Raw genomic sequence first — 13,707 nt, forward strand, 5'->3', positions numbered from 1 at the left:
CCAAAGAATGATTTCACCTTGAAAGTGCCGACCGTGGAAGGGATTCATCTGCTGTATCTCGAAATAAATAAGATATTTAGCTTATCACGTCAGCCTATTTGCAACAGTGCCAGTGGAAGAGTGAAAGGTCAAAAAGTAGGTTATGTCCGGGTGAGTTCAGTCGAGCAAAATACAGGACGTCAACTTGAGGGAATTGAAATCGACCGGATTTTTGTTGACCGAGCTTCGGGTAAAAATACCGACCGACCGAAATTTCAGGAAATGTTGAACTATGTCCGGGAAGGGGACAGGGTGATTGTACATTCCATGGATCGTTTTGCTCGAAGCTTAAAAGATTTAGTCACTGAAGTAGATAAACTGGTCAAACGAGGAATTGCCATCCAGTTCGTAAAAGAAAATATTACTTTCACTGCTCAATCTACCCCGATGGATAATTTGATGCTGCAATTGATGGGCGCTTTTGCACAGTTCGAACGTGAGATCATTTTAGAGCGTCAAAAAGAAGGAATAAAACTGGCCTCTGCTCAAGGAAAGTACAAAGGGCGTGTACATAAATTGAAACCTGAACAGGCTGAAGCTTTAAGACAAGAATGGAAGGAAGGAAAGTACCCTTCAAAAATGGCATTAGGCCAGGCATTTGGAATTAGTCGCCAGGCGGTATACCGCTATTTAAAAGCAAGTGAGTAACTCAATTAAAATGGAAAATATTCGAAATTTTCTTGAAGATAATCAAGTCAAAATCTACTTCTGTACCATCTTTATCGGAGTTATTTTTGGATTAACCATCAGTGGAGCGACGATTTTAGAAAGTTTGATTAACCCTGCACTGGCATTAATGTTATTTGCTACTTTTTTACAAGTACCTATTGCAGAAATTGGCAAGGCATTAAAAAATTTACGTTTTATTTCTGCATTACTTATTACTAACTTTATTGCCTTACCTTTAATTACGGCAGGTCTAATACAATTTTTACCTGAAAACCCACTTATTCGTTTAGCTGTACTTTTTGTTCTACTAGCACCGTGTATTGATTATGTGATTACTTTCACCCATGTTGGGAAAGGTAATGCAAGATTATTACTTGCGATGACACCTGTATTATTGCTTATCCAAATGATCTTACTACCAATTTATCTTGGTGTACTCCTCGGAGAAGAGGTAGCTCAGCTTGTTGAAATTGGTCCTTTTGTCCATGCGTTTGTATGGTTCATTGTTGCACCCTTAGCAATGGCAGCTATAGTTCAGTTCATTGGGAATAGAAATGAACAAGCAGAAAAAGTGGCTGAAAGCCTAAACTTATTTCCTGTACCTGCCACAGCCCTAGTTTTGTTTATCGTCCTAGCATCAGTTATGCCTCAAATTGGGCTTGCAAAAAGTGCAGCTCTTCAAGCTTTACCAATTTATATTTCTTTTGCCATTATTGCTCCATTCGTGGGTTGGATAATTGCTCGTATTTTTCGATTAGAATCTGGCTCTGCTAGTGCTGTGTCCTTTTCAGCATCATATAGAAATTCATTTGTTATTCTTCCATTAGCTTTTGCAATTCCGGGAAGTATGCCCATAATTCCTGCTGTAATCTTGACTCAGACTATCGTTGAACTATGCTTTTTACCAATCTATATTCGTCTGATACCTCGACTATTCAAAACCTAGAGATTTAAACATTTAAGTAGTTGTTATAGTTAGATAAAAGTATTCAGAAGCCCACGCTTACATCGAGTAATTTAATAAAGGGGGGGAGCTAGCTCCCCCCCTCTTTTATTCATTTGCTAATTAAAACTTACTCGCAACTTGATATGTGATGAATGAAAAGATGTAGGCTAATGCAAACAAATAAGTTGCCATAACGACAGGCTGTTTCCAGCTACCTGTTTCTCGTCTAATTGTTGCTAACGTGGCAAGACAATGTGGAGCAAAAATAAACCATACCAATAATGATAAACCTGTGGCTAACCCCCATCCATCCGGGCCTGAAATTTGACTTAACAGACTTTGAGTTACAGTATCTTCATCACCTGACATTGCATAAATCACCCCAAGAGCTGCAATTACAACTTCCCTTGCTGCCATAGCAGGAATGAGTGCAATACATATTTCCCATGTAAAACCAATAGGCGCAAATATAGGGTGAATTAAATGTCCTAACTGACCAGCTAAACTATAGTTAATGGCTGGCATGGTTGCATTATCTGGTGCTTGAGGGAACGTGACTAGCACCCATAACAAGATAGACAGTGCAACGATAATGCCACCAACTCGTTTTAAGAAAATAGTTGCCCTATCATATAAGCCTAATGCAATATTTCTAATATCTGGAATTCGGTATGTGGGAAGCTCAAAAATAAAAATACTTTCAGTTTTATCTTTTCGAACCAACTTCAGAAAGAGTGAAACTAATAACGCTGAGACTATTCCCGACATATAAAGACCAAAAAGGACTAATCCTTGCAGACTTAACCAGCCGTAGATTAATTGGTTCGGAATAAATGCCGCGATCAATAAAGCATATACGGGCAATCTTGCTGAACAGGTCATCAATGGTGCAATCATAATTGTTGCTAATCGGTCCCGTTCAGAGCTGATACTTCTGGTTGCCATAATTCCGGGAATCGCACAAGCAAAACTGGATAGCAGAGGAATAAATGAACGGCCGCTAAGCCCGGCTTTAGACATTAATTTATCTAAAAGAAATGCTGCTCGGGGTAAATAGCCTGACTCTTCAAGCATTAAAATGAAGAAGAATAAAATCAAAATCTGAGGCATATATGCAAGCACGCTACCTGTGCCAGCAATTACCCCATCGACTACAAAGCTTTTTAATAGAGGATGTTGGATTAGTGGTCCAATAAAATCACTGAGCCATACGATAAAATTTTCAATGAATTCTATAAAAGGTGTTGCCCATATAAATACCGCTTGGAACATCACAAACATGGTTAAAGTTAAGATTACTAAACCTAATACAGGATGTAGAAAAATTTTATCTAGAAATGCGGTTCTTTTATCACCATTGTCATTATTTAAAATAACTTGTTTGGTGATTTGTTTGACCTGTTCAAAATGACTTAATTCAGAATGATAAGGAGTAATAAAAAGATTTTTTTGATCTAATTGATTAATTAAATCTTGAATTCCTTTTGTTTTAACTGCGACAGCTTCAACTACAGGGATACCTAACAGTTGAGACAGTTTATCCTTATCAATGGAAATACCACGCTTTTTGACCTCATCCATCATATTTAATACAAGAATCATAGGGCGATTTAAAGCACGAACTTCGAGAACCAAGCTCAAATGTAAGCTTAAATTTGTGGCATCTACGACGCATATAAAAATGTCGGGTAGAATTTCACCTTTTAGCTCGCCCAAACAAACTGCCCTGGTGACTTCTTCATCTAAACTACTAGGTTTTAAACTGTAAGTTCCGGGTAAGTCCAATACTCGTATTGCATCACCAGAAGGTAAGTTAAAAGAACCTTCTTTTCTTTCTACGGTAACCCCAGCATAGTTGGCAACTTTTTGTCGCGTACCAGTAAGTGTATTAAATAAAGAGGTTTTTCCGCAATTTGGATTACCGACTAATGCAATATTCTTAATCTTCATTGGATACTAACTCTACAAAAATTCTTTCAGCTTCATTCTTTCTTAATGCGAATCTTGAAGTTTCAATCTGAACTAAAACAGGATCTCCGCCAAAAACACCTTTAGCGAGTACTTGTAGAGTTTCACCCTCTCTAAAACCTAATAGTTGGAGCCGTTCCAATACGGGATCAGTGGTATGACTGTATTGATTACCTTTTTTGAGATCTCTAATTTTGACGATCTGATTTTGTTTAACTTGAAATAGATTCATTTTCGATACTCTTACTTCAAAGCCAAAATCTTTCGAGCACCATTAAGCACGAATAAAGAAACCAGGATGCCAATGATTAAGTCTGGATAAGCTGATCCCGTCCACGCCACGAGTACACCGGCAAATATAACGCCCATATTTACGACAACGTCATTCGCCGAGAAAATCCAACTGGCTTTCATATGTGCGCCATCTTCTCGATGACCAGAAATAAGATATAAGCATGTCACGTTAGCTATAAGTGCGAGCAGGCCAATAACAATCATGAGCGTTGATTCTGGCTCGCTTCCAAACATGAATCGTCTAATGACATCAATAATCACGATGACAGCAAGTAATAACTGAATCCAACCTGCGAAATGGGCTGCTTTCACTTGATATTTCGCAGCTTTTCCGACGGCATATAGCGCAATACCATAAACGGCTGCATCGGCAAACATATCTAGAGAATCAGCAATCAATCCTGTAGACGCAGCAATAATTCCGCTGATGAATTCTATAAAGAAAAGTAGAGCATTAATGCCTAATAACAGTTTAAGTACTTTAGCTTGTCTCACAGGATCAGGTTCATTAGGTATATCGCCTGAAGAAAGCTGTGTTTCATCAAGTTTCGCCCCAAAACCCAGTCCTTCAAGTTTGGCCGTAATTTGCTGACTCCCTTCATTATGGAAGACTTTCAGTTTTCGATTGGGAAGATCAAAAGTAAGACCTTTAACTGCTTCAATATCTGCAAGAGCCATACGGACCATTTGCTCTTCAGCAGAGCAATCCATTTTAGGAATGGTATAGGTACTTGTTTGCTTAGCTTGTTGATTGCTTATATAAGTTTCAGTCTTCACAAGCTTTGCACCAAAACCCAAAGCTTCAAGTTTGGTAGTTATATTTTCATCTTTTTGATTATGTAGAACCTTTAAAGACCGGTTAGGTAAATCAAAGATGAGTTTTTGAACACCATCAATTGAAGATAGCGCCATACGAACCATCTGTTCTTCCGCAGAACAATCCATTTTGGGAACTAAGTATTCACTCATGTAGTGCGAATCTTTTAAAACGTCTTCAGTGCTTAAATTTTCTTTGGGATCAGAACCACAACAGGATTGAGCGGTATCTTCACAACTGTTTGAAGTGTTACAGCAAGGAGATGAAGATTTTTTTTCTTCCTCTTCACCACAACAGCTAAGCGTATTATCACAATTCTTTGAATTGTTTGCTTCTGCAATTGATGGATGATTTTCTTGTTGAGATTTCTTATCTTCGCATGGTGTTTCTTTACTACATCCACAACCACTCATAATTATACCCATTAAAAAAATTTATAAACTTTGAATATTAGAATCCCTATAGTTACTATAGAGTCAAGATTTTTTGGAAATACCAACTCAATGCATTTAAAAATTGGTGAACTCTCTAAAAAAACCTCATGTTCAGTATTAACAATTAGGTTTTATGAAAAGGAAGGTTTAATTCCGGAACCCGAAAGAACGGAAGGAAATTACCGCCTTTACGATATAGGCTATGTTGAGCGAATTAAGTTTATTTTGAATTGCCGAACTTTAAATATGAGTTTGAATGAAATTCGTCAATTACTCACCTATAAAGATAATCCCAAGAAAAATTGTTCAGATGTGAATGAATTAATTGACTTACATGTCAGTGCTATCAGAGAAAATATAATCAAGCAACAAAAGCTTATTGAACAATTATCTGATTTAAGAGGTACTTGTGATGGTTTATGTACAATTGACCAATGTGGAGTTCTAAAAAATCTAGCTTGATTATCTAGACCTATGCTTTTTCAAAAACTCTGTATATCTTTACTTAAGGCTGCAAAAAGATTAAGGTGACTTAAATTTTGTGATCAGATCTTAGATAGCTTTGGTTAGCTTCCGATTGGTGTTTTAAATACAGATTTGTGTATGAAGAGAAAAACATTTCTAATCCAGATATTGGTACTCTTATTCACATTCCAGAATATTTGGAGTGTGGCAGAGGCTGCTTGTCTGCATGAAATGCCAAACATACCCAATTCAATACTCTCTAATCCAATCGATTTAGACGAAAAGAGTGATAGTCCTCGTCAAGCACTTTATTCCCTAGAAAACTATAAAGAAATCTATGACTATTGTCAGAAGGTTTGTTTTAACGAAAAGTGCAGTCATTTCTCAAATACAATCGTGATTCAGATTGACCCACCCGATGATCTGAAGCTTAAAGCTAATTTTGAGACCGGCATTACCCCAACTTATTTGGGAATAACTTTTTATAAACCCCCTTATCTGGATCAATTAACCCCGCCTCCCGATTTGCCCCTACTATTGGTGGGGTAGTCTTATAAAAGCCCACCACTCCTAATTTCATTATGCGTGGGGCATTTTCATGTCAAAAAACAAATTACATCAGGATACCTCCATCCTGAATTTATCCTGGTCAGCCTTAGGTAGCGGTATCTTGCTATCTGCAATGATCAGCTTCAGTACTTCCGTAGTCGCCAGTACTCAAGATTTAACGCTGCAGCAAGCTATTGAGCAGGTTAACCAATATCAAGCGTCCCAAAATTTCTGGGAAACGCAAAACAGCATTAATGCCACGAATCTTCAGCAAAGTAAGCTGTTTAAAAATCCTGAACTGTCAGTTGAACAAACGGGATTTGGTTCAAATAATGAAAAAGAGCTTACCATTGGCATATCACAACCCTTGGATATTTTTGGTGAGCGAAGAGCAAACCAAAAATTAGCCAGTCTCTCTACAGATAAAACAGCGCTGAAACAGAAGATTTATCAAGCACAAATTGAGCTTGCAGTGAAATATGTATGGTCACAACTGGCCATTGCTGAACTTGAAAAAAACATTGTCAATGAACAACTTCGGGTGAGCCAAGAAAACCTTCAAGCAATCGAAAAGCGCTTTAATGCAGGCAGTATTGCCCAAGTAGATGTAAATCGCGCACGTTTAAGCCATGCTGAAAATATCCGTCTTTTTAGACAGGCAGACTTACAGGTACAAGTGGCCACCCAACAATTATCAAATTTATGGGGTACGTCTGATAAGTCATTGCAGGTAAACCTCTCTTCACAAAAGCTCTGGCCAAAATCGACTCATGAACAGGTTCAAGAATATTTAGCGGAAAACTACGTTGAGAAATATCGAGCTTTACTGGTATTAGAGTCTCAAGCAACGGTTGATCAACTAAGGGCAAAGGCACGTCCTAACCCCACTTTAAACCTAGGTGTCAACCGCACCCAATCCTTGGAAAACTCCACACAAAATCAATTAGTAGTCGGAGTCAGTGTACCGCTTAATATTTTCGATCGTCAGCAAAATGGCATAAAAATCGCGCAAGAAAAAATGAACTTATTAGAGCGTCAGAAAGAGTTTTATCTGAAGCAAAATGCGCTGCAAATAGGCACAATTTTAACCGAGTTGCAGGGTTTAGAGCTGCAATTCAAAGTCGTTGACGAGACTCAAATTCCTTTGGCGACTCAAGTTCAAAGTAAGACGCTACAAGGTTTCTTGGCAGGCAAGTTTGCTTTAACCGATGTTCAGCAAGCCACGCTTCAATTACAAGACATCCGTCTGCGTAAAGTCCAGTTGTTACGGGATGGCTGGCAAAAGGCCATTGAAGCAGAAAGTTTGAGCTTAGGCATTAGCCCAAGTGAAGTCATGTCGAAAGATGCTATTGCACAAATCAATCAAAACTTATGGCAAGACATACAGGCCATGCCTGTCATTGGTGGGGGAAATTAACATGTTCGATCTTAAAAACAGCTTAAAAAAACAGAGCGGAAAAATCTCTCAACCTCTACTGATTAGTTTGGTTATCGGCGCTACCGTACTCCTCAGTATTTTTTTGATCTTAACTGGTAAGAATAAATCGGAAACATCAGATGAACATGCAGAGGAAGAAAGCGGAGAAGAACATGGCGGTGAAACCGAAGAGCATGCAGAAGGTGTGAGCCTGACTGCCAAGCAACTGGTGGAACAGGGCATACAATTATCAGCGGTCGATCAAGGCCCGGTGGTTAAATTAAGTTCTTATCCTGCCAAACTGAATGTGAATACTGACCAGCAAGCGCACGTCTCACCGAGTTTTAGTGGTCATGTAGAAAATGTCTATGTAGAACTCGGTCAAAAAGTTCAGAAAGGACAGCCTTTGGCTGCGTTGCTTGTTCCTGATCTAGTTGATCAGCAGGCCAATCTTAAAATTGAACAAACCAACCTTGAACTGGCGAAACAAGACTATGATCGTGAGCGTCAGCTTTGGTCACAGGGCATTTCAGCAAAACAGGACTATCAACGTGCTTATAACAGCTATAAACGGGCACAAATTCAGGTTCAAGCGGCCCAATCACGTTTAAGTGCATTTGGTGCAGTGAATGCCAGTAACGGACGCTATATTTTGAAAGCTCCCATTTCTGGCGTGATCAGTAAAAAGGATTTGGTTCTCGGGGAAAATGTTCAGTTAGCCGATCAACTCTTTACGATAGACCGGTTAGATCAACTCTGGCTTGAGTTTATTGTTCCAAATTCTGAAATTATGGGCTTAGCCCCGAATCAAAAGATCGAATTTAAATCCTTGCAAACAGAAAAGGTTTATCAAGCTGTTATTCAGACTTTAAATACTGAAGCGGATATTCAAACAGGTCGTCTTCAGGTGCGAGCAAAAGTTGAATCGAATGCAACCGAATTACGTCCAAACTTGATGGTGAACGTACAGTTGCAACAACGGAGTGAAAGTACCGCATTACGGGTACTTAAGTCCGCAGTTCAGAATGTCGATGGAAAAGATGTGGTTTTTGTCGCCACTCAGCATGGACAAAAAGTTGAATTCAGTCCGCAACCTGTGAAATTAGGGCAATCATCTGGGGAGAGCCAATGGATTGAAGTGGTGAGTGGGCTTAGTCAGGGACAAAAATATGCCGCTCAAGGCAGTTTTTTACTGAAATCCGAGCTGGAAAAAGGAGAGGCTTCACATGAGCACTGAAACTCCTCAAATTCCAGACCACGAATCGGTAAAACCTGAAGGACTGTTTGATCGACTGATCCAGTTTTCTATCCATAACGCAATCTGGGTCATGCTGTTTATTGCGGCTTGGATTGCTATTGGTATTTATAGTTATCAAAAGTTACCGATTGATGCTGTACCAGATATTACCAATACTCAGGTGCAGATTAACACTTCAGCCAATGGTTTTACGGCTTTAGAAATGGAACAGCGGATTACATATCCAATCGAGAATGCCATGTCAGGCATGCCGAAAATGGAACAAACCCGTTCTATTTCACGCTACGGCTTATCGCAAGTGACCATCATTTTTGAAGATGGCACGGATATTTACTGGGCCAGACAGCTTATCAACCAGCGCTTGCAAGAAGCAATGGGAGAAATGCCTGAAGATGTGCAACCTAACATGTCACCTATTTCGACAGGTTTAGGTGAAATCTATCAATGGGTGATTAAAGCCGAACCAAATGCTAAAAAACCGGATGGGACCGCTTATTCTGCGATGGATTTACGTGAAATTCAGGATTGGATTGTAAGGCCACAATTACAGCGCGTAAAAGGCGTTGCGGAGATCAACAGCATTGGTGGCTTTAATAAAACCTATGTGGTTGCCCCGGATCTGAACCGATTGCAACAATTGCAAATTCCTTTGTCTGATTTACAAACTGCCTTAACAGAGAATAATGAAAACCGTGGTGCTGGCTATATTGAGAAAAATGGACAACAGCTAACGGTTCGTGTTCCCGGCACTTTAAACACGATTGAAGATATCCAGAACATCAGTATTGCCAATAAAAACGGCTATCCGATTCGGGTGGCAGATGTCGCCAATGTCTCAATTGGTCATGACTTGAGAACAGGGGCTGCAACCTATAATGGTGAAGAAACTGTATTGGGTATTGCCATGATGATGATGGGAGAAAATAGCCGTACCGTTGCTCAAGCCATTGATGAAAAGGTGCAATCGATCCAGCAATCGCTACCTAAAGGTGTGGTGATTGAGACTGTGTATGACCGTACGCATTTGGTTGATCGGGCGATCAAAACCGTTCAGAAAAATTTGATTGAGGGTGCAATCCTCGTCATTGTTATTTTATTTCTCTTTCTAGGTAATTTCCGTGCTGCGCTGATCACGGCTTGCGTTATTCCACTGTCAATGCTGTTTACCTTGACGGGAATGGCAGAGCAGAAGATTAGTGCAAATCTGATGAGTTTAGGGGCACTGGACTTCGGTATTATTATTGATGGTGCAGTGGTTATTGTAGAAAACTGTATCCGTCGGCTAGCAGAAGCTCAGAAGCTGAAAGGTGGTTTACTTAGCCGTTCTGAAAGATTTAAAGAAGTCTTCTTGGCTGCAAAACAGGCGCGTCGTCCTCTGATTTTTGGACAGTTAATTATTTTGGTGGTTTATCTACCTATCTTTACCCTGACGGGTGTAGAAGCCAAACTTTTCCATCCTATGGCAATGACTGTTGTACTGGCTTTAATTGGGGCCATGATTTTATCTGTCACTTTTGTGCCAGCCGCAGTTGCCCTATTTGTCACTGGAGAAGTCAAGGAAACCGAAAGTCGCTGGATGCATTGGCTTAAAACCAAATATGAACTGCTTTTAGATAAAGCCTATGAGCTTCGTTTATTTGTGACTATTGTGGCTGCCTGTATTTTAGTGCTTACGGGCGTGCTAGCCACTCAAACAGGTAGCGAGTTTGCACCTCAACTGGGTGAAGGTGATTTTGCTGTTCAGCAAATGCGTTCCCCAAGTACAGGGTTAGAACAGTCACTGAGAATGCAGGAAAATACTGAAAAGTTACTGTTGAAAGAATTTCCTGAAATTAAAGCGATCTTTGCTCGTACCGGTACAGCAGAAGTGGCCACAGATGTTATGCCACCCAACATTTCAGATGGCGTGGTACTGTTAAAACCTCATGATGAATGGCCTGATCCAAAACAAACGATTGATGAGCTTCGCCAAAGAATGATTACTTTCTTAGCGACATTGCCGGGAAATAACAGTGAGTTCTCGCAACCCATTGAACTGCGCTTTAACGAGTTAATTTCAGGGGTGCGAAGTGATGTGGGTGTCAAATTATTTGGTGATGACATGGAGATTCTAAATCGCGAAGCGAATAAAATTTCTCAAAAAATTAACTCAATTTCAGGCGCGACAGCCGTTAATGTAGAACAGACCAGTGGCTTACCCTTGTTGAATGTAGAGGTGGATAAGTCCAGAGCTGCACAATATGGCTTGTCGGTAAGAGCAATTCAGGATCTGGTAGCTACAAGTGTCGGTGGCCAGAATGTTGGAACAATTTTACAGGGAGACAAGCGTTTTGATTTTGTCATCCGTCTAGATGAATCCCAGCGTAGTCCTGAACAGTTAGCGGTACTTCCTATTCAATTGCCGAATGGTGGTTTAGTCCAACTGCAAGATGTGGCACGCGTTGAAAATATCCTGGGTATTAATCAGGTCAGCCGTGAAAATGGTAAACGTCGAGTGGTTATTACTGCAAATGTAGAAGGACGTGATTTAGGCTCATTCGTAACAGAGCTTCAGAGCACGTTATCCAAACAGGAATTACCAAGCGGTTATTGGATAGATTATGGCGGTCAATTTCAAAATCTGATGTCTGCAAAAGCGCGTATGCAATTGGTGGTTCCGCTCGCATTGTTGACGATCTTTATTTTATTGATGGCTGTATTCCATAATATCAAAGAAAGCTTACTGGTCTTTAGTGGTGTACCGTTTGCCTTATGTGGAGGCTTAATCGCGTTGTGGTTGCGTGACATTCCATTATCCATGTCAGCAGGGGTTGGCTTCATTGCACTATCGGGGGTGGCTGTACTGAATGGCTTAGTCATGCTTACCTTTATCAAAGAGTTGCGACAACAATATGACCTTTATTATGCAACGTGGCAGGGTGCAATTTTGCGTCTTAGACCTGTGCTGATGACAGCTTGTGTGGCGTCCCTTGGGTTTGTCCCGATGGCTTTGGCAACCGGAACTGGGGCAGAAGTACAGAGACCTTTAGCAACAGTGGTTATTGGAGGAATTATCTCCTCTACCCTGCTTACATTGGTTTTATTGCCCGTACTGTACCGCTGGATGAATGAAAAGAAAGCTTCTTAATCCATTAGATTAAGCAATTTTTAGCAGAGATATTGAGCCTGTCTCAAGTATCTCTGCTAATCATGGATTGAATAAGGAAAATTTTATGTCAGAACATCATGATCATAGCCATGCGGTTGTTACTGAAGGAAATAGTAAGAAATTAATGTTTGCTTTGGGTTTAACGACTACTTTTTTAATAGTAGAAGTTGTCGCTGCTTTTATTACCCAAAGTTTAGCATTACTGTCTGATGCCGCTCACATGTTTACTGATGTAGCCGCATTAGCTATTGCTCTTGCTGCTATCAAAATTGGTAAAAAAGCCGCAGATGATAAAAGAACTTTTGGCTATCAGCGATTCGAAATTTTAGCGGCTCTGTTTAATGCAGTGATGCTTTTTGTGGTGGCGATATATATTGTCTATGAAGCTTACCAACGCTTTACGCATCCTGCTGAAATTCAAAGTGTTGGAATGATGATTGTCGCAGTCATTGGTTTGGTCATAAATTTGATTTCAATGAAAATCCTTTCTGCGAGTGCTCAAGAAAGTCTAAATGTGAAAGGCGCATATTTAGAAGTCCTTAGTGATGCACTGGGATCGATAGGCGTGATTATCGGAGGAGTGGTCATTTATTTTACCCAGTGGATGTGGGTAGATACCGTAATCGCTGTGTTAATTGGCTTCTGGGTTTTACCTCGAACTTGGGTTTTATTAAAACAAAGTATCCATATTTTGCTTGAAGGGGTTCCTGATGAGATTGATATTGAGTCGTTAAGAAATGATTTATTGATGCTAGAGGGTGTTGAAGGGATTCATCAGTTGAAAGTCTGGGCTATATCTTCAAAAAACATTCATTTAACTGCTCATTTGGTTGCTCCTAATAGCGATCCAGATCAGCTCTATCAAAAGGCCTTAGACGTTCTAAAACATAATCATAGTATTACTGAAATTACGTTACAAATAGAAAGTAAGGAATGTAATACATTGGAACAGCATAAACATTAAAGTGCTGCTCTTTCTACATAATGGACAGATGACTAGGCTGATAAACCTTACCATTTTCCTGTATTACACTTCTATTTATCACACGCACTTTAAACACCATCCTGAGACATTTTAAAATTACAAGAATGTAATTTATGAGTCCTCTGGGTGTTAATTCTTTAAAGTTAGAATATCTAACAAGTATTAAATGAGAGTAAATAAACATGCTATTCAAAAATAAATTTTGTACTAAATTACTGTTAATTAGTGCATTCTTTAGTATCGCAAGTTTTAGTTATGCAGATGGCGGCTTGTTATTTCTTGAAAAGAATTTAAAAGCTTCTAAAGTTGAAAATTCTAAACAAAAACAAGTTAAAAATAATGAATCAAATGAATCAAATGAATCAAATGAATCAAATGAATAGTTGGGTTGCATAAATAAATCAATTAGACTTATTCATTCAGCAATATAATTCCTGAATGAATAAGTTTATAACTAAAACCGGCTTTGTTGCATAAACATTCAAAAGCTGAGTTTTCCCCAATCCATTCAAATTTAAGTGACAACTTGGGTGTGAGGTCTACCTAATTCCGTAAATCTATTCAGAACTGCCACACGCGCATGAACTTCATTGACCTGACTTTGAAAAGGCACTGTTGCAAATAACCACGAATGGTAAGCTGAAGACTGTTTTAGCTAAAGGTGCAGCATATGAATCCTTTCCATGGTCGGCATTTTCAGGGCGAAATCATTCTTTGG

At 39.5% G+C, this 13,707-nt stretch carries 12 protein-coding genes; 9 read left to right on the forward strand and 3 right to left on the reverse strand.

The window, feature by feature from the left end; translation table 11 throughout:
• Positions 1–120 precede the first annotated feature (120 nt).
• Both ACTL4S_RS15765 and ACTL4S_RS15770 read left to right on the forward strand, forming a co-directional pair.
• Positions 121–687, forward strand: a complete 567-nt coding sequence (locus ACTL4S_RS15765; RefSeq protein ID WP_004758168.1) for a recombinase family protein — start codon at positions 121–123, stop codon at positions 685–687.
• 10 nt (positions 688–697) lie between these two features.
• Positions 698–1,654 (forward strand): arsenic resistance protein, encoded by a 957-nt coding sequence (locus tag ACTL4S_RS15770; protein ID WP_004665958.1) that lies wholly within the window; start codon positions 698–700, stop codon positions 1,652–1,654.
• Between the two features lie 120 nt (positions 1,655–1,774).
• Here ACTL4S_RS15770 and feoB read toward each other — a convergent pair whose 3' ends face one another.
• Genes feoB through ACTL4S_RS15785 form a run of 3 tightly spaced genes read right to left on the reverse strand, consistent with a single transcriptional unit; the run spans position 1,775 to position 5,146 of the window.
• Complete coding sequence (gene feoB / locus ACTL4S_RS15775) at positions 1,775–3,604, reverse strand: ferrous iron transporter B (RefSeq protein WP_441299655.1); 1,830 nt, start codon at positions 3,602–3,604, stop codon at positions 1,775–1,777.
• On the reverse strand, positions 3,594–3,854 hold the full coding sequence (locus tag ACTL4S_RS15780) for a FeoA family protein (RefSeq protein ID WP_004665962.1): 261 nt from the start codon (positions 3,852–3,854) through the stop codon (positions 3,594–3,596). Before ACTL4S_RS15780 ends, feoB begins: the two co-directional genes overlap by 11 nt.
• Positions 3,855–3,865: 11 nt before the next feature.
• Complete coding sequence (locus tag ACTL4S_RS15785; protein ID WP_005253114.1) at positions 3,866–5,146, reverse strand: cation efflux transmembrane domain-containing protein; 1,281 nt, start codon at positions 5,144–5,146, stop codon at positions 3,866–3,868.
• 90 nt (positions 5,147–5,236) lie between these two features.
• Here ACTL4S_RS15785 and cadR point away from each other — a divergent pair, with 90 nt between their 5' ends.
• The 7 genes from cadR (at position 5,237) to ACTL4S_RS15820 (ending at position 13,372) form a co-directional block, all read left to right on the forward strand.
• Positions 5,237–5,629, forward strand: a complete 393-nt coding sequence (gene cadR, locus ACTL4S_RS15790) for a Cd(II)/Pb(II)-responsive transcriptional regulator (protein ID WP_004281856.1) — start codon at positions 5,237–5,239, stop codon at positions 5,627–5,629.
• A gap of 141 nt (positions 5,630–5,770) precedes the next feature.
• Positions 5,771–6,181 carry a hypothetical protein gene (locus tag ACTL4S_RS15795; protein ID WP_004733191.1) on the forward strand — a complete coding sequence of 137 codons (411 nt, stop codon included), beginning with the start codon at positions 5,771–5,773 and terminating at the stop codon, positions 6,179–6,181.
• Positions 6,182–6,230: 49 nt separating this feature from the next.
• Entirely contained in the window at positions 6,231–7,598 is a 1,368-nt protein-coding gene (locus ACTL4S_RS15800) for a TolC family protein (protein ID WP_004281854.1), read from the forward strand.
• 1 nt (position 7,599) lies between these two features.
• On the forward strand, positions 7,600–8,835 hold the full coding sequence (locus ACTL4S_RS15805; RefSeq protein ID WP_004281853.1) for an efflux RND transporter periplasmic adaptor subunit: 1,236 nt from the start codon (positions 7,600–7,602) through the stop codon (positions 8,833–8,835).
• Entirely contained in the window at positions 8,825–11,983 is a 3,159-nt protein-coding gene (locus ACTL4S_RS15810; protein WP_004281852.1) for an efflux RND transporter permease subunit, read from the forward strand. Before ACTL4S_RS15805 ends, ACTL4S_RS15810 begins: the two co-directional genes overlap by 11 nt.
• A gap of 85 nt (positions 11,984–12,068) precedes the next feature.
• A complete protein-coding gene (locus ACTL4S_RS15815; RefSeq protein ID WP_004665978.1) occupies positions 12,069–12,968 on the forward strand; it encodes a cation diffusion facilitator family transporter in 900 nt (299 codons plus the stop codon).
• Positions 12,969–13,171: 203 nt separating this feature from the next.
• Positions 13,172–13,372, forward strand: a complete 201-nt coding sequence (locus ACTL4S_RS15820) for a hypothetical protein (RefSeq protein ID WP_004665980.1) — start codon at positions 13,172–13,174, stop codon at positions 13,370–13,372.
• Positions 13,373–13,707: the final 335 nt, after the last annotated feature.

Source organism: Acinetobacter lwoffii (assembly GCF_052078135.1).
Taxonomy (GTDB): Bacteria; Pseudomonadota; Gammaproteobacteria; order Pseudomonadales; family Moraxellaceae; genus Acinetobacter; species Acinetobacter lwoffii_Z.